The 26,802-nt window shown below is 37.2% G+C and carries 30 protein-coding genes; 14 read left to right on the forward strand and 16 right to left on the reverse strand.

Features of this window, described 5'->3' with window-relative positions; all coding sequences use genetic code 11:
* Window positions 1-2 precede the first annotated feature (2 nt).
* Genes AAIB49_RS03660 through AAIB49_RS03685 form a run of 6 tightly spaced genes read left to right on the forward strand, consistent with a single transcriptional unit; the run spans window position 3 to window position 3,632 of the window.
* Window positions 3-1,304 (forward strand): molybdopterin molybdotransferase MoeA, encoded by a 1,302-nt coding sequence (locus tag AAIB49_RS03660; RefSeq protein ID WP_339215625.1) that lies wholly within the window; start codon window positions 3-5, stop codon window positions 1,302-1,304.
* Window position 1,305: 1 nt separating this feature from the next.
* Window positions 1,306-1,761: a molybdenum cofactor biosynthesis protein MoaE gene (locus AAIB49_RS03665; protein WP_339215623.1), complete on the forward strand. Its 456-nt coding sequence runs from the start codon at window positions 1,306-1,308 to the stop codon at window positions 1,759-1,761.
* A gap of 12 nt (window positions 1,762-1,773) precedes the next feature.
* Window positions 1,774-2,007 carry a molybdopterin converting factor subunit 1 gene (gene moaD, locus AAIB49_RS03670; RefSeq protein ID WP_343457253.1) on the forward strand — a complete coding sequence of 78 codons (234 nt, stop codon included), beginning with the start codon at window positions 1,774-1,776 and terminating at the stop codon, window positions 2,005-2,007.
* Between the two features lie 3 nt (window positions 2,008-2,010).
* Window positions 2,011-2,514, forward strand: a complete 504-nt coding sequence (gene mobB, locus AAIB49_RS03675) for a molybdopterin-guanine dinucleotide biosynthesis protein B (protein ID WP_339215619.1) — start codon at window positions 2,011-2,013, stop codon at window positions 2,512-2,514.
* Window positions 2,514-3,113 carry a molybdenum cofactor guanylyltransferase gene (gene mobA, locus AAIB49_RS03680; protein WP_343457254.1) on the forward strand — a complete coding sequence of 200 codons (600 nt, stop codon included), beginning with the start codon at window positions 2,514-2,516 and terminating at the stop codon, window positions 3,111-3,113. Before mobB ends, mobA begins: the two co-directional genes overlap by 1 nt.
* Complete coding sequence (locus AAIB49_RS03685; RefSeq protein ID WP_343457255.1) at window positions 3,114-3,632, forward strand: MogA/MoaB family molybdenum cofactor biosynthesis protein; 519 nt, start codon at window positions 3,114-3,116, stop codon at window positions 3,630-3,632.
* Window positions 3,633-3,885: 253 nt separating this feature from the next.
* On the opposite strand, the gene moaC is transcribed toward AAIB49_RS03685, so the two are convergent.
* A complete protein-coding gene (gene moaC / locus AAIB49_RS03690; RefSeq protein ID WP_339217788.1) occupies window positions 3,886-4,371 on the reverse strand; it encodes a cyclic pyranopterin monophosphate synthase MoaC in 486 nt (161 codons plus the stop codon).
* Window positions 4,372-4,652: 281 nt separating this feature from the next.
* On the opposite strand from moaC, the gene AAIB49_RS03695 reads away from it, so the two are divergent.
* Window positions 4,653-7,400 (forward strand): UPF0182 family membrane protein, encoded by a 2,748-nt coding sequence (locus tag AAIB49_RS03695; protein ID WP_339215614.1) that lies wholly within the window; start codon window positions 4,653-4,655, stop codon window positions 7,398-7,400.
* Between the two features lie 103 nt (window positions 7,401-7,503).
* Here the strand turns inward: AAIB49_RS03695 and AAIB49_RS03700 are convergent, their stop codons facing one another.
* Together AAIB49_RS03700 and AAIB49_RS03705 are read right to left on the reverse strand one after the other, a co-directional pair.
* The gene (locus tag AAIB49_RS03700) at window positions 7,504-7,605 is read right to left on the reverse strand and encodes a YjcZ family sporulation protein (RefSeq protein ID WP_339215613.1); all 102 of its coding nucleotides are present in this window, start codon (window positions 7,603-7,605) and stop codon (window positions 7,504-7,506) included.
* Between the two features lie 132 nt (window positions 7,606-7,737).
* On the reverse strand, window positions 7,738-8,181 hold the full coding sequence (locus AAIB49_RS03705) for a DUF2512 family protein (protein ID WP_339215611.1): 444 nt from the start codon (window positions 8,179-8,181) through the stop codon (window positions 7,738-7,740).
* 117 nt (window positions 8,182-8,298) lie between these two features.
* On the opposite strand from AAIB49_RS03705, the gene AAIB49_RS03710 reads away from it, so the two are divergent.
* The 3 genes from AAIB49_RS03710 to AAIB49_RS03720 all read left to right on the forward strand — a co-directional run bounded on the left by AAIB49_RS03710 (window position 8,299) and on the right by AAIB49_RS03720 (window position 10,900).
* Window positions 8,299-9,435 (forward strand): DHH family phosphoesterase, encoded by a 1,137-nt coding sequence (locus tag AAIB49_RS03710; RefSeq protein ID WP_343457256.1) that lies wholly within the window; start codon window positions 8,299-8,301, stop codon window positions 9,433-9,435.
* Window positions 9,436-9,598: 163 nt separating this feature from the next.
* Complete coding sequence (locus AAIB49_RS03715; protein WP_339215609.1) at window positions 9,599-10,582, forward strand: ring-cleaving dioxygenase; 984 nt, start codon at window positions 9,599-9,601, stop codon at window positions 10,580-10,582.
* Window positions 10,583-10,627: 45 nt separating this feature from the next.
* Window positions 10,628-10,900, forward strand: a complete 273-nt coding sequence (locus AAIB49_RS03720) for a GNAT family N-acetyltransferase (protein WP_339215608.1) — start codon at window positions 10,628-10,630, stop codon at window positions 10,898-10,900.
* Window positions 10,901-10,955: 55 nt separating this feature from the next.
* On the opposite strand, the gene AAIB49_RS03725 is transcribed toward AAIB49_RS03720, so the two are convergent.
* The gene (locus AAIB49_RS03725; RefSeq protein ID WP_343457257.1) at window positions 10,956-11,165 is read right to left on the reverse strand and encodes a hypothetical protein; all 210 of its coding nucleotides are present in this window, start codon (window positions 11,163-11,165) and stop codon (window positions 10,956-10,958) included.
* Window positions 11,166-11,310: 145 nt separating this feature from the next.
* On the opposite strand from AAIB49_RS03725, the gene AAIB49_RS03730 reads away from it, so the two are divergent.
* Together AAIB49_RS03730 and AAIB49_RS03735 are read left to right on the forward strand one after the other, a co-directional pair.
* Entirely contained in the window at window positions 11,311-11,973 is a 663-nt protein-coding gene (locus AAIB49_RS03730) for a DUF3889 domain-containing protein (RefSeq protein WP_343457258.1), read from the forward strand.
* A gap of 133 nt (window positions 11,974-12,106) precedes the next feature.
* Entirely contained in the window at window positions 12,107-12,460 is a 354-nt protein-coding gene (locus tag AAIB49_RS03735; protein ID WP_343457259.1) for a DUF1360 domain-containing protein, read from the forward strand.
* Window positions 12,461-12,729: 269 nt separating this feature from the next.
* Here the strand turns inward: AAIB49_RS03735 and AAIB49_RS03740 are convergent, their stop codons facing one another.
* The 3 genes from AAIB49_RS03740 to AAIB49_RS03750 form a co-directional block, all read right to left on the reverse strand.
* On the reverse strand, window positions 12,730-14,304 hold the full coding sequence (locus AAIB49_RS03740; protein ID WP_339215602.1) for an SPFH domain-containing protein: 1,575 nt from the start codon (window positions 14,302-14,304) through the stop codon (window positions 12,730-12,732).
* 46 nt (window positions 14,305-14,350) lie between these two features.
* The gene (locus AAIB49_RS03745; RefSeq protein WP_343457260.1) at window positions 14,351-14,887 is read right to left on the reverse strand and encodes an NfeD family membrane protein; all 537 of its coding nucleotides are present in this window, start codon (window positions 14,885-14,887) and stop codon (window positions 14,351-14,353) included.
* Window positions 14,888-15,047: 160 nt separating this feature from the next.
* Window positions 15,048-16,334: a S8 family peptidase gene (locus tag AAIB49_RS03750; RefSeq protein WP_343457261.1), complete on the reverse strand. Its 1,287-nt coding sequence runs from the start codon at window positions 16,332-16,334 to the stop codon at window positions 15,048-15,050.
* A 289-nt stretch (window positions 16,335-16,623) separates the two neighbouring features.
* Here AAIB49_RS03750 and AAIB49_RS03755 point away from each other — a divergent pair, with 289 nt between their 5' ends.
* Complete coding sequence (locus AAIB49_RS03755; RefSeq protein WP_339215596.1) at window positions 16,624-16,872, forward strand: hypothetical protein; 249 nt, start codon at window positions 16,624-16,626, stop codon at window positions 16,870-16,872.
* Window positions 16,873-16,917: 45 nt separating this feature from the next.
* Here the strand turns inward: AAIB49_RS03755 and qoxD are convergent, their stop codons facing one another.
* From qoxD to AAIB49_RS03795, 8 genes are all read right to left on the reverse strand, one after another.
* On the reverse strand, window positions 16,918-17,202 hold the full coding sequence (qoxD, locus tag AAIB49_RS03760; RefSeq protein ID WP_186870127.1) for a cytochrome aa3 quinol oxidase subunit IV: 285 nt from the start codon (window positions 17,200-17,202) through the stop codon (window positions 16,918-16,920).
* Between the two features lie 2 nt (window positions 17,203-17,204).
* The gene (locus AAIB49_RS03765; RefSeq protein ID WP_339215594.1) at window positions 17,205-17,801 is read right to left on the reverse strand and encodes a cytochrome (ubi)quinol oxidase subunit III; all 597 of its coding nucleotides are present in this window, start codon (window positions 17,799-17,801) and stop codon (window positions 17,205-17,207) included.
* Window positions 17,801-19,747 (reverse strand): cytochrome aa3 quinol oxidase subunit I, encoded by a 1,947-nt coding sequence (gene qoxB / locus AAIB49_RS03770; protein ID WP_339215593.1) that lies wholly within the window; start codon window positions 19,745-19,747, stop codon window positions 17,801-17,803. The genes AAIB49_RS03765 and qoxB overlap by 1 nt, the downstream gene beginning before the upstream one ends.
* Before the next feature lie 62 nt (window positions 19,748-19,809).
* Window positions 19,810-20,742 (reverse strand): cytochrome aa3 quinol oxidase subunit II, encoded by a 933-nt coding sequence (qoxA, locus tag AAIB49_RS03775; protein WP_339215592.1) that lies wholly within the window; start codon window positions 20,740-20,742, stop codon window positions 19,810-19,812.
* A gap of 404 nt (window positions 20,743-21,146) precedes the next feature.
* On the reverse strand, window positions 21,147-21,278 hold the full coding sequence (locus AAIB49_RS03780) for a YjcZ family sporulation protein (RefSeq protein ID WP_186870131.1): 132 nt from the start codon (window positions 21,276-21,278) through the stop codon (window positions 21,147-21,149).
* Window positions 21,279-21,436: 158 nt separating this feature from the next.
* Entirely contained in the window at window positions 21,437-22,216 is a 780-nt protein-coding gene (locus AAIB49_RS03785) for a DUF2268 domain-containing putative Zn-dependent protease (RefSeq protein WP_343457262.1), read from the reverse strand.
* Between the two features lie 65 nt (window positions 22,217-22,281).
* Window positions 22,282-22,737 (reverse strand): Hsp20/alpha crystallin family protein, encoded by a 456-nt coding sequence (locus AAIB49_RS03790; protein WP_339215588.1) that lies wholly within the window; start codon window positions 22,735-22,737, stop codon window positions 22,282-22,284.
* Between the two features lie 98 nt (window positions 22,738-22,835).
* On the reverse strand, window positions 22,836-23,651 hold the full coding sequence (locus AAIB49_RS03795; RefSeq protein WP_343457263.1) for an alpha/beta fold hydrolase: 816 nt from the start codon (window positions 23,649-23,651) through the stop codon (window positions 22,836-22,838).
* A 214-nt stretch (window positions 23,652-23,865) separates the two neighbouring features.
* On the opposite strand from AAIB49_RS03795, the gene AAIB49_RS03800 reads away from it, so the two are divergent.
* A complete protein-coding gene (locus AAIB49_RS03800) occupies window positions 23,866-25,068 on the forward strand; it encodes a S8 family peptidase (RefSeq protein ID WP_343457264.1) in 1,203 nt (400 codons plus the stop codon).
* Window positions 25,069-25,132: 64 nt separating this feature from the next.
* Here the strand turns inward: AAIB49_RS03800 and AAIB49_RS03805 are convergent, their stop codons facing one another.
* A complete protein-coding gene (locus tag AAIB49_RS03805; protein ID WP_343457265.1) occupies window positions 25,133-26,716 on the reverse strand; it encodes a BCCT family transporter in 1,584 nt (527 codons plus the stop codon).
* Window positions 26,717-26,802: the final 86 nt, after the last annotated feature.

A 26,802-nucleotide genomic window follows, 5' to 3' on the forward strand; every position in this document is an offset into this window, starting at 1 on the left:
GCATGGTAGAAAGAAGAAAACCTATCAAGGTTCAGGATGCGATCCAACGAATGATGAACTATAAAAAAACTGGGAGCTTACAGTATGTGCCAATTGAAGATTCCTATGGGCATTTTCTTGGTCAAGATTTAATTGCTGACCATGATGTGCCTTTTTTTGACCGCTCACCATATGATGGTTTTGCAGTTCGTGCAATGGATACAGTAGGTGCTTCAAGAAGTAACCCAATAACTTTTGAAGTAATCGGGGAAATAGGTGCCGGAAGTGTATTTCAAGAGGAAGTTGGGAAGAAACAGGCTGTTCGTATTATGACTGGTGCCATGATTCCTAAGGGCTGTGATGCCGTTGTGATGCTTGAGCTAGCAAACGAATATGAAGTGAATGGAGTTGCATATTTTGATTTAAAGCGTAGCTCTAAGGCAGGGGAAAATATTTCATTTACAGGAGAGGATACAAAAAAAGGTACGGTATTGGCATCAAAGGGAACTTTTATAAATCCGGGGATTGTAGCTTTACTTGCTACCTTTGGGTACAAAGAGGTTCCGGTCAGTGTAAAGCCAAAAGTCGGAATCATAGCTACTGGAAGTGAACTATTAGAGGTCGATCAATCTCTTGAACCAGGTAAAATACGGAATAGTAACGCCTATATGGTGTATGCTCAAGTGAAAAGAGCGGGGGGAGAACCAATCTATCTTGGCCATTTCTCAGATGATTTTGATACATGCTTTATCCAGGTGTCAGAAGCTTTGGATAAGGTGGATTTTTTAATTACTACTGGTGGAGTTTCCGTTGGGGATTACGATTATCTTCCCGCAATCTATGAGAAATTAGGAGCCAACGTATTATGTAATAAAATTGCGATGCGTCCAGGGAGTGTTACGACTATAGCGGAATACAATGGCCAGCTTTTATTTGGATTATCAGGCAATCCATCTGCATGTTATGTCGGATTTGAATTGTTTACTAGGCCTATTATCCGTGAATTTTTACATACTAGTACACCGTTTTTAAAGAAGGAAGTGGCTATCTTAGGAGCTGACTTTAGGAAAGCGAACCCTTTTGATAGGTTTGTTCGTGGCCAATTAAGGTTTAAAAATGGTAGGTTAATAGCAAATCCAATTGGATTGGATAAATCGAATGTCGTTTCTTCATTGGGGCAGGCAGATATTCTCATTCAGCTTCCCGGTGGAACTAGGGGATATGAAGCAGGGATGGAGGTCTCCGTTATTTTACTAGATGATCAAGAAGGTGTATCATTTGATAGCTTTATAAAACAGGAGATTTATTCTAAAAGGAGTAAATGAAATGAAGGAAGATATGTATGAAATTCTCGAGGAACCAATTCAAGTTGAGAAGATTATTGAAAAAGTAACAAGAAGAAAAGCTGGAGCTATTACAACTTTTCTAGGAACAGTTCGTGAGTGGACAGATGGCAGAAGGACAATTTTTTTAGAATATCAAGCCTATAAAACGATGGCAGTGAAGAAACTTGCCCAGATAGGGAAAGAAATTCAAGAAAGATGGCCAGATACAGAGGTTGCCATTACCCATCGGATTGGAAAACTAACTATTTCCGAGATAGCGGTTGTAATAGCAGTATCCTCACCACATCGAAAAGCAGCCTATGAGGCGAATGAATTCGCGATGGAGAGAATAAAACAAATTGTGCCGATATGGAAGAAAGAACATTGGGACGATGGAGAAACATGGATTGGAGATCAGCTTGAACAGAACGGTTATCCAAATGGTGAACCATCCTAGGGAGGTAGCAGAATGATTACAGTTCTATTTTTTGCCCAATTGCAAGAAGCGATAGGGAAAGAAAGATTGATTGTGGAAGAATCTGGAATAACAATTACGGAATTAAAGGAAAAATTGAAGATGGAGTACGCTTTACCACAACTAGATCATGTGATGACAGCTGTTAATGAGGAGTATGCACTGCCAACAGATACTGTTTGTTCAGGGGATATTGTTGCGTTTATCCCACCAGTAAGTGGGGGATAAGCAATGGTCATTCTGCAGGTAGTAGGATATAAAAATAGTGGGAAAACGACTATTGCAAAGGAATTGATTACGTACTTAGCAAGCGAAGGAATAAGAATTGCTTCACTCAAGCACCATGGACATGGTGGACTACCAATTGGTTTAGAGAAAACAGATAGTGAACAGCATAAACAAGCTGGTGCATATGTCGCTGGAGTACTAGGTGAGGATGTATTACAAGTATCCCATTCTGGGGATTGGCAAATTCAAGATATTCTTCTTATTTATCAACAATTAGGAGTAGAGTTCTTACTATTAGAAGGGTTTAAAAAACTAATTTTTCCCAAGCTAGTTCTATTAAAGAATGAAGAAGAGTTATCCTTAATTTCATCCCTACAAAATGTCATCGGGATTATAACCACCGCTGAAATTAATGCATCTGCCATTCCTTACCCTATATTTCATTTCGATGAAACCAATCGCATATGTACTTGGGTATATCATAACTATAGAGAGGGATGGTTATGATGGGAAAGGGCGTATCAGGAATTATAGTAGCCGGTGGAAAATCTAGTAGATTCGGTTCGCCAAAGGCATTTGCTGAGAAGGATGGGATTCCTTTCTATCAATATACGATAGCTGCCATGGAACCCCTAGTAGAATCGATTGTTCTCGTTTCCAGTAGTGAATTAATAACTAAGTTCACTAGCGAAGATACTAGCTGCAAAATTATTACCGATAACCCTGCCATAGCTGGACTGGGGCCACTAGCAGGTATTTATTCTGGAATGGAGCATCTAACAAGTGAGTGGTATTTGATTTCTCCGATTGATACACCATTTATTAATACAAGAACATATGAGATTCTTCTTGATCATATTGGAGCTGGAAAAGAAGCGATTGTACCAATTGTAAATGGAAGACTGGAGCCTCTTATATCGATATTTCATTGTTCCATAAAGGAGAAAATGAAGGAGCAACTACGCTGTAATATGCTTGCTCCGAGGCAACTATTTCAAAACAGTCAAGTAACTTATGTGGAATTTGAAGATGATAATCCATTTCGTAACATTAATTACCAAGAGGATCTAGAACAGTATATAAAGACAAAAGAAGGAGGTAATTAGATGCTGCAAGAACATCGAGAGAATGAGAGAGCTTCTGTGCAATGCTCCGTTATAACTGTAAGTGATACACGTACGAAGGAAACGGATAAGAGTGGAAAGCTGATTATACAATTATTAGAAGCAGAAGGGCATCGTATAACGCACTATGACATCGTTCGAGATGAGAAAAGACTTATCCAAGAAATGGTAAAAGGCGTTACGATACGTCAAGATGTGGATGTGGTACTTATTAATGGTGGTACAGGAATTTCGGAGCGAGATGTCACCATTGAAGCCATTCAGCCTCTTTTCACTAAGGAAATTCCAGGATTTGGTGAGCTGTTTAGAATGCTAAGTTATCAGTCAGATATTGGTTCTGCTAGTATGCTATCTCGGGCTACAGCTGGTGTAATGAATAATCGAATTGTTTTTTCTACACCAGGTTCACCAAAAGCTGTCCAACTTGCAATGGAAAAGCTAATCCTACCTGAACTTGGACACGTGTTGAAGGAAGTGACGAAGGATATCGATGAAAAGTAAGAGGCTGGGACATAGCTAAAACAAAGGTGATAAAATACGAACAATCACTACTTTAGCCCCGGAAATATACGGAGACTCCTGTGGGAGGAAAGGGCACGGTTGAGACCCCTAAAGAAGAAGCACGAGGAGGCTCACCAGCCGCCCACGAACCGCAAGTATATTTCCGGGGCGGATTTGATGCGCTAACTTTCATGTTCGGTTTATCCTATATTAGAAATAGTTTTGTCTAAAGCCTCTTAACTAATAAAGTTAACTACTTGCTTCGTTTATAATCTCCGCTCTTTCCACCACTTTTTTCAAGCAAATAGGTAGAACCAATCGTCATGCTTTTATCGATAGCCTTACACATATCATAGATGGTAAGTGCTGCTATCGAAGCAGCTGTTAAGGCTTCCATCTCAACTCCTGTACTACCAACAGTCTTAACCTCTGAGTGGATAATAAGTTCTATGTTATCATTTACTTCATTCCATTCGAACGTAATATTAACCCCGCTGATTGGAATCGGGTGACACATCGGAATGAGAGAGGAGGTTTGTTTGGCTGCCATAATACCAGCTACTTGGGCAACTGACAGAACATCACCTTTTTTTATTTGTTGCTGTTGTATTGCTTCATAGACGAGTTGGTTCATATGTATACTAGATCGAGCAACAGCTACACGGGAACTAGCTTCTTTATCAGATATATCAACCATTTTTGCTCGACCATCTTGATTAAAATGGGTAAGCATGATTATCATCCCCCTTTAATACTTCACTTACATTCATCATATTTTACTAATCAGAAAATGACAAGGATTCCCTATAGTATGAGGGTTTTTAGGGGGAAGTGGGTACCACTACTAACTAGAAAACGAAATGGATAATCCCTTGTTTATTTATGAATGAATTTATGTACGAGAATTATTTTGAAACCTAAAGTAGTGTCGCATCGTATTAATAGTTGCAATATCAGAAAATCTGATATGATTAGGATAAGCAATTATTTTTGTTTAACTATTAATTAGGGGGTACAACATTGGATTTCACCGTTTTTGAAAACAAATCTTCAAAAAAGAAACCAAAGCTATCGAAAGCTAAATCAATTACTTTATTGGTTATTGCTCTCGTTCTTATTGTAGGTTTTTTATCTGTTGGATTGTTAACAGATTATATTTGGATGGATAGTGAAGGGTTCCGTAGCGTTTTCGTATCCATTTTAAGTAGTAAATTATTACTTGCTGCGGTTGGTTTTGTTGTTTTTCTTGTACTATCTGTTGTTACATTTTATTGGATTCGTAGTTCCTATATTAGTTATTTAGATAACGAAAAACTACCACCAATAATTTTAGAAAAGAAGAAGAGTAGTGCTATTATATTTGCTATTTCATTATTAATTGGATTATTGGGTAGTTCTCTAGTACAGGGGATTGGTTGGGAGCCATTACTGAAATTCTTGAATCAAGCATCCTTTGGGATAACCGATCCGTATTTTGACATGGATATTGCATTTTATATGTATACATTGCCAGTATTGAAAATTGCTATAAATCTATTACTAGGCTTAGCCATCTTTTTCTTTTTAATAGAAGCAGGATTCTACTCTGTGTTTTCCATGTATCGCAAAAGTAAAAAAGCTCAAATTCATATGGGAGTTACTTTAGGGGTTATAGGTCTATTGCTAGCAGGTCTACATGTATTAGCTCCATATGAAACATTATTAACAAATCAAGTTAATATTTTTCAAGAAAGTGCTGTTTATGGTTTAAGCTACACAGACCAAATAATCAATATTCCTAAATCTTATATTTTAGCAGCAGTTGCTATTATTGGCACCATCTGGATGATTATTGCGATGAATCGCGGGAAAATTGTAGCTATGGCTATTCCAGTTGTAGTTTATGTCGCATTAGTTATAGTTGGTCAGGCTTCTAGTGTAATTGTACAAAGCTTTATTGTTTCTCCAAACGAGTTCTCGAAAGAGGAACCATACTTGGCGCATAATCTAGAATATACAAGAGCTGCCTATCAATTAGCAGAAATCAAAGAAGAAGAACACCCAGCTAATGATTCTTTAGATTCTGATATGATTGAGCGGAATCGGCTAACGATTGATAATGTACGAATTAATGATGTTAGACCGTTACAGGATGTTTACGATCAAACCCAAACCATACGACCTTATTATACGTTTAATGATGTGGATATTGACCGTTATATGATCGATGGAAAATATGAGCAAGTATTTATTAGTCCAAGGGAATTACGCACCGAGGATCTATCTGATCAAGCGAAAACATGGGAAAATCTTAATTTACGCTATACCCATGGATATGGTGTTGTAATGAGCCATGTTAATCAGGTAACACCACAAGGACAACCGGAGTATATGTTAAATAATTTACCACCACAAGGTGTTATCGACATTAGTCGTCCACAAATTTATTTTGGGGAAGAGCCCTATGATGAAGTAATTGTTAATAGTAAGAAGGAAGAATTTGATTATCCTGAAGGTGGCGATAATGCCACATCACGTTATGAAGCAGATAATGGAATACCGATGACTGGTTTAAATCGTTTATTATTTGCAATCGACACAGGTAACTTCCGTATGCTCGTCTCTGATCAGATAACGAAGGAAAGTTTATTACTTCATACACGTAATATCGTTGATCGTGTTAATAAAATCGCTCCTTTCTTTGAGTATAATGATGATCCATATATTTTCATTCGCGAAGATGGTAGTCTTGCCTGGATGATCGACGCATACCTTACTGAAGCACAGTATCCATATGCTGAGCCTTATAATAATAGTGGTGAGAATTATATTCGTAACTCTGTAAAAGTAGTTGTAGATGCGTACAGTGGAGAAGTTAATTACTATCCAGTAGATCCAACTGACCCATTGCTACAAACATATCGAAATATATTCCCTGATTTATTTACGGAAGAAATTCCTGAGGATGTTCAGGCACATTTCCGATATCCTGAAAAGTTATTTATAACACAAGCGACGATGTTCGGAACATATCATATGACCAATCTGGAAGTATTTTATAACCGTGAGGATGTATGGCAATTTCCGACAGAGAAGTACTATAACAAAGATATAACGATGAATCCATACTATGTCACGATGAAGCTTGAGGAAACAGAGATGGAAGAATTCATCTTAATACAGCCATTCACACCTAGAAATAGACAAAACATGATTGCATGGATGGGAGTTCGAAATGATGGGGAGCATTATGGTGAGATATTCGTACATCGTTTCCCTAAGCAGAAGAACGTATATGGTCCACAACAAATTGAAAATAGAATTAATCAAGACAGTGTGATATCACAGCAGTTAAATCTTTGGTCTCAAGGTGGATCAGAGGTTATTCGAGGGAATTTACTAGCCATTCCAATTGAAGATACGATTCTCTATGTGGAACCAATTTATATTGAATCGTCCAATGAAACATCACTTCCAGAAGTAAAACAAGTGGTGGTAGCATATGGTGATTATATTGTGATGGAAGAAACCTTTGAAAAAGCCTTAGACCGGATTCTTGAATTAGTGGATCCTAATCATGAATCAGATGAGGAAGTAGATCCAACTGAATCTAATGAAAGTGTTGAGGGTGGGGAGGATACGAATCCTATTCTTGATGCAGAGGATACGCTAATAGAGCTATCCGAATTATTCGATGCCTATCAAAATGCGCTTTCACAAGGTGAGTGGGAAAGAGCTGGAGAAGTAATGACTGAAATAGAAACATTATTAGAAGAAATTAATAACTGATAATGATAGAAGGGTGGTTGATAGGCTTTAGCCTGATAACCACCCTTCTTGTGTAATCAGTCAGGTAACTTGAACAGTTAAAAACAACGTATCAGGTTCATTCTTAGTATCCACCACCAACATAGGCAGAACCTACAATAATTAATAAAATGAATAGAACTACAATTAACGCAAAGTTATTCCCATAGCCTCCATTATACCCCATACTTACATTCCCTCCTTTATCTTTATTCAATGCTATCCTATGGAATTTCGTTTTAACGAGCGTGGACATTTATGACAAGGATAGGAGAAATGTGCTTTGTAATCATTTAATGAGACTTCACGAGGAATGTAACTATTGATGATTATCATCAGGATCGTCTAACTCTTTACTAAATTCTGTTTGCATGCCAGTAAACGTTCTTATATTCTGTGGTGAAGATCTGTTTTTGGCGTGAAATATATTGTCCTTTAAATAACGGTGATAGAAAACCTCACCAATAGCTATGCCAATTGCTGAGATTAATGCGGCATCAGTCAAGAAAGTGCTATCTTCGGTTAACCATAGTCCTAGTACATAGATGCCAACAAATGATAAGCCAAAATCACCAATAGTTGCCCAAAAGTTACGGACGCTAGGTAAGATGAAAATATCTCCTAAAAATGCCAATGTACTTATTATAATACTGATAATCAATATGTTCATGAGGCTTACATGATAAATTAATCCTAAAACAATCCATAGTATTGCTGTGGTCAATACAAGTTTTATGATAAAGGGTTTCAAATAATAGTTCATCCATTTATCCTCCTAACATCATTTGGTACTAATTTTCCCTTGTTCTATTTTTTCATTCTTTCTCAACTATCTATAATTTTGAACAGGTTAAAGCATACTACCATCGAGGTGATACAAATGTACAAACTACTTTCCCATAATGATTTAGATGGTGTCAGTTGTGGTATTCTAGCCAAGCTTGCCTTTGGTAAACAAGTACAGGTCAGGTTTAACTCCGTAGGGGGATTGGATAGGGAAGTAGCTTGGTTTCTAGATAGCGAGAATAAGGACACCTATTTGTTTATAACAGACCTATCAGTTAATGAGGAAAATGAAAAGCGGTTAGAACAGTTTTATCAAAGCGGCGGAAAGCTTCGATTAATTGATCATCATAAAACAGCATTACATTTTAATGCTTATAACTGGGGACATGTCGTAGTAGAAAATGAAGATGGTAATTTGAACTCTGCTACTTCTTTATTCTATGAGTTTTTGGTAAAGGAAGGCTATCTTGAAGCGAAGCCAGCAATTGATGAATTTGTCGAATTGGTAAGGCAATATGATACGTGGGAATGGGAAAAGAATGAAAACCATGAGGCACATCGTTTAAATGCATTATTTTATTTAGTTTCAATAGATGAATTTGAAGAAAAAATGATGGAACGTCTACAAGACAATGAACATTTCTTTTTTGATGATTTTGAAAAGAAGATACTCGTCATGGAAGACGATAAAATAGAGCGGTATATTCGCAGAAAGAGAAGAGAACTGATCCAGCATAAGATTGGAGACCACTATGCAGGAGTTGTATTTGCTGAATCCTATCATTCAGAACTTGGTAATGAATTAGGAAAAGGCTGTCCCCATCTAGATTATATCGCAATTGTAAATATCGGTAGTCGAAGAATGGGGTTTCGTACCATCCATGATCATATTGATGTAGCGGAGATTGCATCTGAATATGGAGGTGGTGGACATGCAAAAGCTTCTGGTTGTACGATGACAGAGGCAGTATATCGATCATTTGTGGAGGAAACATTCCAGCTGGAGCCTTTAAGGGAGGATGCCAAAAGAAATCGTTATAATGTAAAAGGAAATTCCTTTGGCACACTCTATAGTAGTAAATCGGAGTCATTATATCTCTTATACCAAGAGAATGATACGTGGTTTATAGAACATAATCATCAAAAACTCTCTGAATCCTTTTCGAATTTTATCGATGCTGAGAGCTATTTAAAACGAAATTATGAGGCCTGGTTAGTAAGGGATGATTAATTTGTTCATTACTTAATTGAAAAAGTTAAACGTTCATAGTGTAAGAATAACCAAAGAGAAACAGTTAATTGACACGATGTATGATGTATGGTACATTTATTTTGAATTAAAGATATTTTAATTAAAGTTATATTAGTTCGAGGTATAAGTGAGGGGAATAGTAATGAATCAGTTAAAAGGTATCCACCATGTAACAGCTATTACGAGTAGTGCAGAAGAAAATTATAAGTTTTTTACGTATGTATTAGGTATGCGCTTAGTGAAAAAAACGGTTAACCAAGATGATATTCGTACGTATCACTTGTTTTTTGCAGATGATAAGGGGAGTGCTGGAACAGATATGACGTTCTTCGATTTCCCTGGTATTCCAAAAGGTGTTCATGGAACAGATGAAATATATAAAACATCGTTTCGCGTTCCAACAGATGAAGCTTTAACGTATTGGGTGAAACGTTTTGACCGTTTGGGAGTAAAACATAAAGGGATACAAGAACAATTTGGGAAGAAGCATCTATCATTTGTTGATTTCGATGATCAGCATTATCAGCTAATTTCTGATGAACATAATGTTGGCGTAGAATCAGGCACACCTTGGCAAAAGGGACCTATCCCGTTAGAATATGCGATTACTGGTTTAGGGCCAATTTTTGTTCGAGTAGCTAACTTTGATTATTTTAAAGAAATGTTAGAGAAGGTACTTTTATTTAAAGAAATTGGTAGTGAAGGTGCTTTTCACTTGTTTGAAGTTGGCGAAGGAGGAAACGGTGCCCAAGTAGTAGTGGAATACAATCCGATCCTTCCTCGAGCACGTCAAGGCTATGGAACGGTTCACCATACGGCTTTTCGTGTCGATGATCGTTCGGAGTTAGATGCTTGGATGAATCGTGTTCATAGCTTTGGCTTCCAGTCGTCAGGTTTTGTTGACCGATTCTTCTTTGGTTCATTGTATGTAAATGTTGCACCGCAAATATTGTTTGAGTTTGCGACAGATGGCCCAGGCTTTATGGGCGATGAACCATACGAAACATTAGGGGAGAAATTATCTCTACCACCTTTCTTTGAGTCAAAGCGAGAAGAAATTGAGAAATTAGTAAGACCTATCGATACGGTTAGGAGTACCATTGATTTTGAAAAGGAGTATGAATAATCGTATAATTAAACCTATCAAACAAATAGGTGAAAGGGTGTAATCATGGCAGAAATAAAACATGGTCAGAGCAAATTATATATCGGTGAAAATGAAGATATGCCTAAGGCAGAAATAACATTTCAAAAAGACACTAATTCAAATTTGATTGTTGATCATACGTTTGTTTCAGACGAGCTTAGGGGGCAAGGCATAGCAGGCCAACTTGTTGAAGCAATAGTAAATTATGCTAAGCAGGAAGGCGTTAAGCTTGTACCAGAATGTTCTTATGCTAAGCGTTATATTGAGAAGCATAATTTGCATGATATACTAGCCTAAAGAAAAAAGAGTGTAGCGGCAAAAACTGGTTTAACAGTTTAACGCTACACTCTTTTTAATGCAAAATGGTGAGATTGTGTTCTACTAATGTCATGACAATTCTTTCCTTCGAAATAACTTTATCATCAAATTCTAACTTTACTTCACCATCACTTGTATCAACTAAAACTCTTTCGACTCCATGTAATGGATTTAAAATTTGTTCCACTTTATCTATACCTTGTTTGGATATAGCCTCTTTAATATAGAATGTTTGTTCGCTCATTTTCAATTCCTCCTTCTAATTTAATATTTCCCATATATGTAACAGGCCAACCATCTAGTTTCATATCCTTGTATTATAGGTAATTGTATGACAGGACGTTTAGCTATAACGTGATTGATAAATTTGCATGAGGGAGAGATTCGAGATGTATTATTACAATCCATATATGAATCAAAGTTCACATATGTACCAATACACACAGTATCCCTATCTGTACTATCCGAATTCCACAGCTAGAGCTAATGAATTTGACTATGTTGAAACATATAACCGACAACAGGTAATCCACGGGCAAGCTACTTGGACAACTGGTGGTCAAGTAACAAAATGTGGTATTCCTTGGTCCACGAATAACTATATGACGGTAGCTGTAGGGGATAATTCACCATATCAATGTGGCGAAGCAATAAAGGTTCGAAATCCAGCTAATGGTAGAGAGGTTATTGTTACTATCGTTGATGAAGTAAGAGGATTTCCGAATAATCGTATTAATTTACATCGACGAGTTTTTGAAACATTAGGTGTGAATATAGGTCAAGGTACTCTAAATGTGGAAATAATTCCCTCTCCTGAGTTAGAAGAAGAAAGATGGGGGAAATATTTATTAGAACTTGTACAAATAGCATATCGGGGATTTGATGTATCAGATTATCGAGCTGTTAGTAAAACCGAAATATCCGCAAATAGAATAAAAGAGACATTTGATTTTGAACTACATCGTTCTGAAGAGCAACTGAAGATACGAGGAAATGTGGTTTATAATCCGGAAACAGACCGAGTATTATCCTTTAATTTGGCTGAAGCTTAGTTATTTCTTGGAATTAGGTGTTTAGTGGTGTCACATCACACTAGGAATCAATATAATATTTTATATTAAGCTATTTTATTCGTAATCCTCCCCTAATTCAGCTCATTAAGAAAGAAATAGGAGGATAAAAAACATGATTAATGGCTGGTTAGATTTTTTAATCCTATCATTAGCATCATTTCGACTAACCCGATTGATAGTTTTTGATAAAATTACTAGTTTCTTACGCAAACCGTTCCATGAAGAGATAAAAGAAATAGATTCAGATGGAAATGAGATTACTTATATTGAAATAAAAGGGAAAGGATTACGTAATTGGTTAGGCGAGTTGCTAAGCTGTTATTGGTGTACGGGTATTTGGGCTGCAGCAATACTCCTGGGATTATTATATGTTTGGCCAACTGGTAGTGAAGTCTTAGTATTAATACTTGCGGTAGCGGGTGCCGCAAGTATTATAGAGTCCATAGTACAGCGACTTGCAGAATGACTTTTAAGTGAAGGAGGACCAATTTAAATGAAAAAACAAAATAAGGTAGAGAATACGTCCTCTCCTAAACCACAACGAAAAAGAGCAAAGAAAACATGTGGTTGTGGTAGAAGAAGAAAAACAGCAAGAGTATAAAAGTAAAGGGTTCAGTTTTGGAGTGTAAATAAAATAAGATTTTTTGTATTCATGAAAATACCCCCATACGACCTTAACAGTTGTACGGGGGTAGCCATAGTATTAAATATTAAAGCTTATTGAGAAGCTTTATCCTAATTAGAAACTTCTTCCTCGACTTTATCTACGGATTTCTTAGATGGATTATCTGTTTCAGTTAGTTCAAAAGAGAGTCCATCTCGATCGACATTAGTCAGTTTATTAGTACCGACTAATCCCTCTAATAGTTCCTTAACATCAATACCAGAGGATGCTTTAAGGGTTTCTTGTAATGATGCCATTAAGTCTGTAGCATAGCCTGTAACTTTGTTTGCACCACCATCTTTACCATTTCCACCAGTATCAACAACGGTAATCTTATCAATGTTTCCTAGTGGACTAGCAATCTCTTTTGCATATTCAGGAAGCATACGGATAACCATATCAAGAATCGCTGCTTGACCGTATTGCTCAAATGCTTCGGCAATTTTTCGTTTAGCCTCTGCTTCTGCAAGACCTTTAAGACGAATAACATCTGCTTCTGATTCACCTTGTGCACGTTGCGCTTCTGCTTTAGCTAAACCATCTACGCGAACTTTTTCTGCATCTGCTTTCGCTTGAGATTCGATTCTGTATTGATTAGCATCAGCTGCTGCGATCTGTTTAGCCTTCTCAGCGATTGCTGCCTGCTCAACTGCATAACGGTCCGCATCTGCTTTTTTCTTAACTTCTGAATCATATTGTTTTTCTCTACGAAGAATCTCTTTCTCTTCTAGTTCAATTTGCTTCTGACGTTCGATAATTCTGATTTGCATTTCTTGCTCTGTTACTTCTTGTTGTGCACGAGCTGTTTCTAAATCATATGCTTGGTCTGCACGTGCTTTAGCTATATCTTGTTCACGTCGATATTCTGCTGTTTTTAATTGATTTTCTTTTTCTGCTTCTGCAATTTCAGTTGCACGTTCTAGTTCAGCTTTTTTCGCTTCTTTAGAGGCCTCTGCTTGTTTGATACGGGTTTCTTTCTCTGCATCTGCAGTAGCAATATCTGCATCACGCTTTACTTGTGCGATACGTGGTTTACCTAATGATTCTAAGTATCCATTTTTGTCTCGAACATCTTTGATTGTGAAGGAAACGATGTTTAATCCCATTTTAGCTAAATCTTGAGATGCAACGCGTTGTACCTCTTGAGAGAATTTTTCACGGTTTTTATAGATTTCTTCTACAGTCATGGATCCAAGGATGGAACGTAAATGTCCTTCTAGGACTTCTTTGGCTTCATTTTCTCGATCTTCTTTTGTCTTGCCTAAAAACTGTTCTGCAGCAGTAGCAATTTCATTAATCGTTCCACCAATTTTTATAATAGCGGTACCATCAGCCATAACGGGCACACCTTGCTCCGTATAGACTTCAGGGGTAGTAACATCTATTTTACTTGATAATAGACTTAGTTGCTCTGCTTGTTGGAATACTGGAAGTACAAAAGTACCGCCACCACGAATGATTTTGATTTTGTTTCCAGATTCATCTGTATGTACCGTTTTCCCATTTCCTAAATAACTACCCGTAACGATAAGTGCTTCGTCTGGACCAGCTGTACGGTACTTCTTAATAAATACTCCGATAAGTGCAATGACAAGAAAGACAGCTATTGCAATAATAATCGTCATTCCGTTAACTAATTCATCCATTAACGTTCCTCCTAAAATTTATTTAACACGGATATTCCGTATTAGACTAAGACAACTCGGATTCTAAATCATATGGGACGACATATAAAACGCGCTCTTTACTATTCAGTATTAATACTTCGGTTCCTTCTGGGATAGGTGTGTTTTCATAGCTTGCCGCAGGTCTTGTAATCATGCCACCTTTACCATCAATTACAACCTCTCCAAATCCATCTTCTGGTATGGAGATGATAATTTTTCCTACTCGTCCTTTAAGTGATTCCTCTGTTAAAACTAATGATTCTTCGGCAGATGCAAGCGGAATTAATACGAAGAAATTCAATAATACGTCCATAATTAATGCGAAGCTTATAGAGATTAGGAGTATTACTAAACTTGGGAAAGATGTTACTAATTCCAGAACATAACCAGATGAAGAAAGGAAAACAAAAAAGGCTAATATAAGAGTGGGATTAAGGAAGGGTATTCCCTCACAAACAGCATCTAACACGTCCCCAAAAAAGATATAAAGAACAATTAGACATCCAGATATGATAAGTGTTGTTAAATAAATGGTTTGGATATCAACTCCAAATAATGTCATATGCATCATCCTATCTGTAGATTTAAAACTCCGATTACCTATTATACGTTATTATTGTATCGCAGGTTTCACAAAATACAAACAATTTTTAATAAAAAAGGTATCTGCTAATTAGTTATGCTTGCAGATACCTAAGGGTAGTTCAGATAGAAGGGAGGGGTTAATGTAGTAGGTTTACTGCATTCAAGTATCCGTATCCTTGAACAGTAGGTGGTTGTCCCATATCAGTGCACGCCATAAGTAACTTATTCTTTACTTGATCTGGGGTAAGGTAGGGTTCTTTTTGAAGTAATTGTGCAACGACTCCAGCACATATCGGTGTCGCCATAGAGGTACCAGATAGGGAAAAATAGTTTGAACCAACTCTAGCAAATCGATTAGCCCGGTCCAGGTAAGATCCAGGCGCCCTAAGTGATACGATATTAACACCTGGTAGTACTAAATCAGGTTTTATAAAATTATCGATGGTTGGTCCTCGACTTGAAAATTCAGCTACAGTGTCGTCCGACCGATCTATTGTGTTATTGTCATTAGTTGCACCTACGGTAATGACTGCAGGACTTATTCCAGGGCTAGCTATTGTACCATTTCTGGGACCGGAGTTTCCTGCTGCTACACAAACGACAATTCCATTTTCCCATGCTCTTTCAACTGCTTGCACTACTGGATCATCACTAGCTGATTCAATTGCCTCTGAGCCTAGAGAGAGGGAAATGATATCTATGTTGTATTGCTCTTTGTTTTGCGTACACCATTGAATGCCTTGAATTACAGTTGATAAAGATCCGGCACCTCTCTTATCGAGCACCTTTACACCAACCAGTTTAGCTTCGGGTGCGGGTGCTATATATTTTCTATCGATGGAGGATAAGCCGTTTCCTGCCGCATCACCAGCACAGTGGGTACCATGTCCGTTATCATCATAGGGCTCTGTTTTGCCACCAATTAGGTCTACAAAACCCGTAATGCGATCCTTTATATCATCGTGTGGATGTATACCGGTGTCGATGATAGCTATCGTCTTACCAAGCCCGGTATATTCTGATTGGTGAAGTGTATTTGATCCAATTGTCGGGGTAACTACATCTAGTAGTGCTGTGAATTCTCGGTCATGATATACCTTTTTAATCGCTTTACAATTATCAAGTAATTGTTCCAGGTTGTTTAAGGACATTTTTGCTGAACAGCAAGTAATCATAGGAAATTCTTTGAGATTTTTGCAACTGGTGGTTTTTATTTCCCTTATCCCGTGATCATACGATTGGGGTTCAAATTCAATTACGACGGAGTAATTTTTATATTTCTTCAGGTTATTCTCAAGTGGCTTGTGCAGAATAGTAGGGATAGAACGGAATGGTTGATAAAAATTCAGTAAGGTTTCTCGTAATGTTTGGTCTATTTTTCTTTCGTTTCGTTTAACCAATTGGGAAATAGAGTAATTTATCAAAATAGTTCACTCCTTTTCGATAAGATGAATTTCACAATAGAATATGTACAACTTGTGAAGAAGGAGTGAGCTATTTGTACAAACAATAAGTAAAAAAGGCGATTCTCTTAACTTCAAAAGATAAGGAAATACAAGCTCAAAGCGGTATAGCACCTGATGTTCAGAGATTAGCCTCACCTTCTACGAGAGATTAATAGTAGCTACTACTGGTTGTCCCAGAGCTTTTTAAAAATAAATTTGACAAATTTGTGAACGATGTGAATAATATAAGATAGAAGGGGGATTTATTATGATAAATTCTGCGAAAGTTGTAAGAGCGATTAGTATTCTTTGTGGGACATTAATTACAATAGGTGTCATTTCGTTTCTGTATGGATTTTTTGGAAGCGGTTACGAATGGTTAACAGGAGTTGGATTAGGTGTTGTAATGGGCGGCGTATTTATTTTTATTATGGGTATATTCCTAGTTGCTACGGAAGAAGTAGTGGAGAAAAATAAGCAGAAGCATCCTCATAAAAAAGAAGAAGCCCTGTCATAAGACAGAGCTTCTTTTCTTTTTAGCTTTACGCTTCTAACACTTCTCTTACATATAACCCCAAATTAATGTTAACAATGTCCCAAATATGGTCACTAATGCAATCGCAATTCCATAATAAACATTGGTATAGATCATATTCTTATCTTCAGATTCCCCAGCGTGCATAAAGAATACTAATTGGAGCGCAGCTTGGGTAAATGCTGTTATTAATAGTATCGTCATACCAACTTCAAATGACATGTCAAGGAAGTAAACAGTTAGCGCAACAGCAGTAAGGATTAAGGAAAAGACAAAGCCTATCACTTGTTTTGCTGGAAATAATTCTTTCATGTTTACATCATTCCTTTCAAATAGATGAAGCTAAAGATGAAAATCCAAACTACATCTAGAAAATGCCAATAAAGGGAAAAGATAAACGACTTGTTGGTTGTTTCCGGTGTGAAACCACGCTTTTTAATTTGGAGAAGGATGAATAATCCCCAAAATAAACCGAACGTAACGTGGGCACCGTGTGTCCCTAATGTTGTTAATAGAATCGCTGTAAATGCACTTGTTTGAAGGGTTGCCCCAACATGGTAATAATGAATAAACTCGTAAATTTCAACACTTAAGAATGATAATCCTAGTAACAGGGTAATAGCTAAAAATGTAATGGTTGCTTTTTTATTATTGATACGCATGGCATGTGTTGCAAGACCAATTGTAAAACTACTAGTTAATAGAATAATGGTTTCCATTAATACAGGCGTGATTTCAAAAATGTCAGCACCAGATGGACCATTACCAACACCGTTTTCTAAAGTGAAGTACGATGCGAACAGTGTACCAAATAACATGATTTCAGCACCTAAGAATATCCAAAAACCTAAGATATTCATTTGGTTCTGATGTGTACCATATTCAAGAGGTTGCGAGTGATCGATTTTCATTATTTAGCACCTCCGTATTTATTTTCTGTTTCTTTAATTTCTTCTTCAGGAATATAGTGACCATGATCAATTTCGAATGATCGATAAGCCATGGTACCAAGAATTCCTAGTAGTGCAATAATGACACCAATCCAAATGCTAAAGACAAAGGAGAATCCGAGTATAAAGAATAATCCCGCCATAATGATTGGCAATCCACTATTATTCGGCATATGAATTTTCGTGATTTTATCTTTAAATAAGGTATGGCCGTTTTTCTTCGAATCCCAGAATGCTTCTGATGAGTTAACGACTGGTGTTACAGCAAAGTTATACTCCGGAACTGGGTTAGGAGTTGCCCATTCAAGTGAACGTGCATTCCATGGATCTTGCCCTACATTTCTTGGTGCGTTACGGAAGCTATAGTATACGTTGTATACAATAAGCACGAATGCAATCGCCATTAATCCTGCACCAAAGAAGGAAAGTAAGTTTAATGGACCAAATCCAGCTGCTTCAGAGTACGTGTACATACGGCGTGCTTGACCGTCTAGTCCTGTAATGTACATTGGGAAGAATGCGAAACAGAAACCAATAGATAGGAACCAGAAGCCCCATTTTCCGATTCGTTCGTTAAGCATAAATCCGAACATCTTCGGCCACCAGTAGGTAAGACCAGCTAACATCGCAAATACGACACCAGGAATAATCACGTTATGGAAGTGAGCAACTAGGAACATCGTATTATGATATTGGTAGTCTGCACTTGCAATAGCAAGCATAACACCAGTTACTCCACCAATTGTGAATAATGGAATGAACCCTAAAGAATAAAGCATTGGAACGGTGAAACGAATTTTACCTTTCCACATAGTTAATAGCCAGTTAAAGATTTTTATCCCTGTTGGAACGGCAATCGCCATAGTTGTAATAGAGAAAATACTATTTACCATTGCTCCATGTCCCATGGTAAAGAAATGGTGAACCCAAACTAAGAATGATAAGAATGAGATAATGACCATTGAACCGACCATTGATTTGTAACCGTAAAGATTACGTTGTGAGAAAGTAGAAATAATCTCACTATAAATACCAAAGGCAGGGAGTATCAAGATATATACTTCAGGGTGCCCCCATACCCAGAATAGGTTGGCCCATAGCATATCCATACCACCATTTGTTGATGCAAAGAAATGTGTACCGAACTGACGATCAAAGGTACCCATTAATAGTGCTATTGTTAGTACCGGGAAAGCAAAAACAATAATGACGTTTGTGATTAATGCAGACCAAGTAAACATCGGCATTTTCATCAGTTTCATGCCAGGTGCTCTCATTTTCAATATGGTTACGATAAAGTTAATCCCTGTCATTAACGTACCAATACCCGAAATTTGCAGAGACCACATGTAGTAGTTAACACCTACTGATTCACTATAGTCGGTACCTGCAAGTGGGAAATAATTCGTCCAACCTGCATCTGGAGAACCACCGACAACAAAGGAGATGTTAAACAGCATTGCTCCTGCAAAATATAACCAGAAACTGATCGCATTTAGACGTGGGAATGCAACGTCACGTGCACCAATTTGTAGTGGTACAACAAAGTTCATTAAACCAATAACAAATGCCATTGCCATGAAGAAAATCATGACAACACCATGTGTTGTAAATACTTCATTATAGTGCTGTGCATCTAGAAATGTATTATCTGGAACCGCAGTTTGCAGACGCATCATGACAGCATCTGCTCCACCACGGAATAGCATTAATAATGCAGAAATCATGTACATAATACCGATTCGTTTATGGTCAACAGTGGTTAACCATTCACGCCACAAGTAACCCCATTTTTTAAAGTACGTAATACCAACAACAATGGCAATTAGTGTTAATCCAATTGCAACCATTGATGCATAGATTAATGGGCTTGGATGGGGGACGGCAAATCGATCAAAAAATTCCATTATGTTAACTCCTCTCGAGAATTTCTGTTTAGTTTCATACAATTAACTCATTAATTTATCTTTTAGTGATTGGAATGGTCTTCGTGATTTTCATGATTTTCATGATTTTCGTGTTCTTCATGATCATCATGGTCATCACTGGAGCCTTGATGATGTTGATGACCTGCATGCTCACCTTCAGGAGCTGGGTTAAATTCTAAATGCGTACCCGTAAAGGTCATTTGTCCAAGATGTCCAGGTTCTAATAATTCATCGAACTTCTCTTCAGTTAGAGGTTCAGCGGTTGAATGGATGTCTTCAACCCATTTATCAAACTCACTTGGAGATAACGCCGTCGCAGTAAATGTATTTTCAGCAAATCCTTTTCCACTAAAGTTGGAATTACGACCTGGGTAATCTCCTGGGACCTCGGCTACAATATTAATCTTTGTAACCATATCTGCCATGGCATATTTTTGCCCGGCAAGCTGTGGAATCCAGAAGCTTGTAATTGGTCCATAGGAATACAAACGGAATTCTACTGGACGATGCGTTGGTAAAATGACATAATTTAATGTCTCAATATCTTGTTCTGGATAGCTAAAATGCCATTTCCAGTTAGATGAAGCAGCATAGATAATCATCGGTTCTTGATTCTCATAACCTTCTGGAACACTTTCTACTTCATAGGTTGATTTTACCGACACTATAGAAAGGAAAATAACGATTAATACGGGAATCCCGATAATAAGCCCTTCTACAATTGGATTTCCTTCAATATGAGGAGGCTCATAATCCTCTGATTGCTTACTCGCTCGATATTTAAATAGCATGATGACTAGCATTGCAATAACTACAATAACAATTACTGCCATAGTAAAAATGGATAACCATATTACATTAGCTGTTGTTTCTGCTTGTGGTCCTTTTGGATCTAGAACTAATAATGGTTCACAGCCAGCTAATAGTGTTGTGATCAATATAGCAAATGAAATAAATGCCAATTTGATTTTCATTTTCTTGCTCCTTTCTAGCTAGTTAACTGTTCAAAAAATGGACAAATTTGTGTTTTTATTCACAAAGTGCTGCAACCATATCTTATTACGCTGTAATAAATATTACAATGGATTGAGAAATACTTCACAAAAAGTTCAAGAAGATTTGTCTTTTTCATGGAGGTAATGGATTAAATTGGTTGAATTAGTAATTTGAGGGGGAGAGGCGGTATATATTTCTAGCTAAACAAAAAAGTATCCCTAATGGAAAGGGATACTTTTATTCGCTATATTTTAACAATTGGCCCACCTCATGGCCATTAAACTTAGAAGAAATATAGTCTTTCGTTTATAAACCTAAACCTTAACTACCTGGACGGGGATCAGATCCCCGCCTAATTGTAGTCTAGAAGGTATTTCCTTTATTATAGCCAAGCAGCACCTACGATGATTAGAAGAATAAATAGCACGACAATCAGCGCAAAACCACCGCCGTAGCCATATCCTCCGCCGTAGCCGTAACCGCCGCCATAACCACAACCGTATCCGAATGACATTCTACATCCCTCCTAACGTACTTTTTCAATTTATCTAAGGATATCTCCTTAGTTAAAAACACTATTTATTTAGTGTTTGTTAATACTATATGAAAGCTCATTCTTTTTGTTTGGGATAGATACCTAGATATTAGGTAAACATTTTATTTGCCTATATGTTAGTTATCCAGTACAAATTCTTCAGATGGAACACGGATTAATTCTCTGCTTAATCTACCATTTTTTCTAATATATTGTTTAACCAAATAATATCCTACGCAATATCCAATCATATTTGGATAATTGCTTTTTCCATATAACAGCTGGATAGCCTTCCGGGAGGTCTTTGGTAAATCCTTATTTGGAAGTATTATTTCGTACCATAGATCCTCTAATTCTGAATCAGAGTAATAGGAAGTCCATGGGGCTAACGGCTCTCTACCAAATCTTTCATAAACTGCACTTTCTGCTAATCCTTCTAGAACAATAACATCTAATAACGAATAGTCTTCATCATTTTTTTGATCGTGTAATAGTCTACAAGCATGATGGTATTCATGGGTAAATAGAGCTTTTACTTCTTCTATTGTCGTTTTAGTAGATATAAATAAAAATAGTTTATCTTGAAATGCAAGGCCGGTTCTTCCATTATAATGTTCGCTAATTTTACGATTGTAAGAATTAGAAGGGAAAATAAATATTGGCAAGTTTGGACCTTCCCAGTCTTGTTTTAGATATCGTTCCTCTTGTTTCACTATTTCCCATATTTTATTATGTTGAAGTTTCTTTAATAAATCTTCCCATTCTGGCTCTGGTTTTTGATACATCCCATTCTGTATTAGGATGTTAGCAATCCCTTTAGGATATAAATGGTCAAAGTAAGGAGAAAGCTTCTGGAATAAAAGCTCTGGTGTGTTATATGACTTCTCGAGCCATTTATCTGTTCGTATTACGGACAAATTCTTCACTCCTCTTGTACAAACAAAAGGACTCGACTATCTCTAGTGCCGAATCCAAGTAATGATTATGAATCTTCAATTTCGATAAACCTATGATCCGTTTTTTGTTTGGGAATGGTTATATTCAACCTATCCTTATTAAACGAAGCTTTGATGTCCTTTTTCGGTATGTCAAATGGTAATGATATAACGCGTTCTTTCTTAGAATAACGTTGTTGGGTTTCCCTGTACTGTTTTTTTGTATCTTTTTGATCCGTCATTTGATAATCCTGTACAGCTATTCGAATTCGGTTACCTGCCACTTCGATCTCTATTTGGTCTTTGTTGTAGCCTTTAAGATCCGCTTCAATGGTGAAGTGGGTATTATGTTCCTTTACATCAAGCCAGAATGGATTAAAGTGAAAGTGTTCATTCATTTGTTTAAAGGAATGATTAAAGAAGGAATCTAAGTTTCTCATAAAATCGTGTAATGGGGTCATATCAATATCGAAGCGGCTAGGTAAATTCCTTCGCGATGCCATAGACATCCCCCCATGCTTTTAAATTATCTACTATCAGATTATGCAATTTTAAATAAAGGTAGTGGGCTTTTATAGGGAAATACTGTTTCTATTTGCATTCACTCCTCTGTAAAAGAAATAATTTGCTCATATAGTTGTTGTGGTTTTTCTTCTGTAATTAAATGCCCTGCCTTTTCATAAACAATCAGCTTAGCGTTCGGTATATCTTGGGTGAGTTTTTTACCTATCGCAAGTGGTACGACCCTATCTTCTTTTCCCCAGAGAAGTAGTGTAGGAGTCTGTATTTTGTTTAATTGTTCTGTACATAAATCTCCCTCTCGATGACGTAATAATCGAATTAATGATTTAGGGAAATTCTTATCTTGAAGCGGTCTACCATATTCCTCTATTTGGTCAGCAGTAATTAAGGAATGATTATAGAAGACATTCTTTAAATTTCGTACTACACTTTGTGAATTAATCTTTCGCCTTGCGATGACATGAGAGAAAGGGAGATAGGAGCTATAGATTAGGTAACTTTTCGCTCGAGGCAAGTACCCAGAGCTCCCGAATAAAATGAGCTTCTTCACGCGAATTGGATTCATTTTTGCAGTGTATAACGCAATTTGTCCCCCCATTGAATGACCAGCAATATGTGCTTCTTTAATCTGAAAATAATCTAAACATTGAAGCACAAGACTGGCATAGTTTTTAAATGAATACGTAAACGTAGTAGATTTTTCGCTTTTACCAAATCCTGGTAAATCTAATGTAATTACCGAGTAATTTTGTGCGAGTAGTGGTTTTAAACGATTAAATGTATAAGATGAAGCCACAAACCCATGAATGAGTACGATAGTTGGTTTATTATGAATTACAGATTCACAATAAATGGTCGTGTCTAGAAGGTTGATAAAATCCTTTGTAAATTCCATTTGTAATTAACTTCACCACCATCTTGAGTCTATTTTTAGTATGAACAATTTGGTGAAAAAGTTTTATGCATATTTTATTACTTTTTAGTCATAAAGACCTGCAACTTAGAATCTATATTCCCTTCAGTTTCCCAACTTTTTTAGTAAGGAGTACTTATAATGAGACGTCTATTCTCGAAGTATACTTTATCGTACATTCGAGAGGAGGAGTTTCATGAGAAAATCTTGGTTAGGTAGTATTGTTATTGCGGTGTTTGTTTTACTATTTCCTATGGTGGGAAGTGCAGAGGCAGATGATGGGAATTTAGAGAAGGTTACGAATAGCACTCAAGCTTCCTCTAGTGGGGAGTATGTGAAGGATGAGGTAATTGTAAAGTTTAAAGACCATGTTACGGAAAATCAGAAAATCAGTGTACTAGAAATGGTGAATGCTAAAGTGAAAGCAGATGTGAATGCAGTAAGATCGCCTTTTTCAGTACTGGAGGTAGAGAGTGTAGAGGCTGTTGTAAAGGCTTTAAGTGAGCATCCAGATGTTGAGTATGCAGAGCCCAACTACATTCTATCAGCGGCTTGGACACCAGATGATCCGTATTTTAGCCCTATTTACCAGTATGGCTTATTTAACACCAATGCGCATCTAGCATGGGATGTTGCTCGTGGAAGCTCCAATCAAGAGATAGCCGTATTAGATACTGGTGTAGATTATAATCATCCTGATTTAGCTGGGAAAGTTATTCGAGGGTATGATTTTGTGCAAAATGATTGGAACCCGAGTGATCAAAATGGTCATGGTACTCATGTAGCTGGTATTGCTGCAGCAGGGACGAACAATGGGATAGGAATAGCAGGTATGGCACCTAATACGAAAATACTAGCAGTTCGTGTACTAGATGCTAGTGGAAATGGAACGTTAGCTAATATTGCCGATGGTATTATTTATGCAACAGATGCTGGGGCAGAGGTGATTAACCTTTCTCTTGGATGTGACTGTCATACTCAAACCTTACAAAATGCCGTGAATTATGCCTGGAATAACGGTGTTGTTCTGGTAGCTGCTGCTGGAAATTCAGGTGTTAGCACGACATTTGAACCAGCTTCCTATTCTAATGTAATAGCTGTTGGTGCAACCGATTCAAGAAATGTTAAGGCAAACTTTTCAAACTGGGGAACATGGGTAGATGTAATGGCTCCGGGTGTTGATATTGCCTCTACTTATCCAGGTAATCGCTATGTCTATATGTCAGGTACTTCCATGGCAGCGCCACATGTTGCTGGTCAAGCAGCATTACTTACTGGTCAAGGAAGAAATAACACGCAAGTTCGAGCTGCTATTCAGAATACAGCCGTTTATATGAATGGTGTTGGAAGAGATGTACGTTATGGACTAATCGATGTGAATGCTTCCGTTCGTTATTAATTGAATTAACTTTTAAAGGTGAAAAATAGAAAGTAGAGGAAGTCCTCGTTTCTTCCTCTACTTTTTATTTATCTTTTTTCTGTATGGTTCTACGATCTATATAAATTGTAGGAGAACGATATTCCTTTGATGCGCGTAAATCACTTCCGCAAGCTTTTACAAAGGATATGGCAAGTAAAAGCATAATAAACATGACGGGAAAGCCTGCTACAATACTAGCGGTCTGTAGTGCTTCTAAATCGCCGATGAACATAAGTACAAGAGGTAGGATTAATAATGTGAAAGCCCAAAATAAACGATTCCATCGCAATGCTTCCCCGCCAGGTACATGCTTTTGTACTACTGCAGCTAATATATAGGAAGCAGAGTCGAAGGTCGTGGATAGAAAGATAATCGCCAATATGGTAAATAGTAGTACAATGAATCCCGAAATAGGTAATTGATTTAAAGTAGCAATAATTGCTGCTGGTGCCCCAAATGCATTCATATGACCAATTACATCAAAGGAACCAGATAATTGTAAGTATAATCCGAAGTTCCCTAGGATTCCAAAGAACATAATACAGCCCAGTGTTCCATAAATTAGCGTTCCTAATATCATTTCTTTAATTGTTCTCCCATAAGAAATTCTTGCTACAAACAATCCTACAAATGGAGCGTAAACAACCCACCATGCCCAGTAAAATACAGTCCATGTCTCTGGAAACCTTGTTTCAGGATATGCTTCAAATGCTGCTAACGGTTCTAACCAAGTTGCCATATGAAAGAAATTGTCCATAAGAATACCTAAGCTGGTAAAGGTAGATTCGCTTATAAATACGGTAGGACCAAAAACGAAGATAAACACGAGAATGAAAATGGCAAGCCATAGATTAATATCACTTAATATTTTTATTCCTTTATTTAATCCAGAGTAGGCACTTATTGCAAAAATTAACGTGCATAGGACCATGATACCTGCTTGTAAGAAGAGGGTAACTGGAATGCCTGTAATATGGCTAACACCTTCTGCGATCATTGGTGTTCCTAGAGCGAGTGTTGTACCTGCACCACCTAATAGTCCAAAGATAAAGAGAATATCAATTAGTACTCCTACTGGACCATCTGCGAGCTTGCCAATAACAGGCTTGGTGGCCAAACTTATTTTTAGTACTGGATTTTTCCTCACATAATAGAAATAAGCAATTGGTAGGGCTGGGAGTGTATAGATTGCCCAAGCAATCGGACCCCAGTGGAAAATTCCATAGGTCGCGGCTAATTCTATCGCTTCCTTTGTCATTGGCTCTACACCAAAGGGCGGACCTTGATAATAATAAGCCCATTCAATCATTCCCCAGTATAAAATACTAGAGCCTATTCCAGCAGAAAAGAGCATTGCTGCCCACGAAAAAGATCCAAACTCCTTTTCTGTTCCTCGTTTTCCTAATTTGATTTTCCCATACTTACTGAAGGCAATATATAACATAAAGATTAAAGCGAATAGACCTAGGGCTAGAAAGAGGACACCAAATTTTCCAGTAATATAGTTATTAATGATGTTAATGACATTTGCTCCTGCTTCTGGAAAGATAATTAATGGTAGTGAAACACTTAGCAAAATAATTAGTGCTCCAATAAAAGTAGGCCAGTCAATCAGTTTTGTGTTCATATAGACATTCCTTCCTAAATTGCTTTCTATTTCATTAATCTGTTCTAAATTCTAATTTTCATTATGGCTATATAGATGGACAACTG

The sequence above is a fragment of the Ornithinibacillus proteolyticus genome (assembly GCF_039581225.1).
Taxonomy (GTDB): Bacteria; Bacillota; Bacilli; order Bacillales; family Amphibacillaceae; genus Ornithinibacillus; species Ornithinibacillus massiliensis.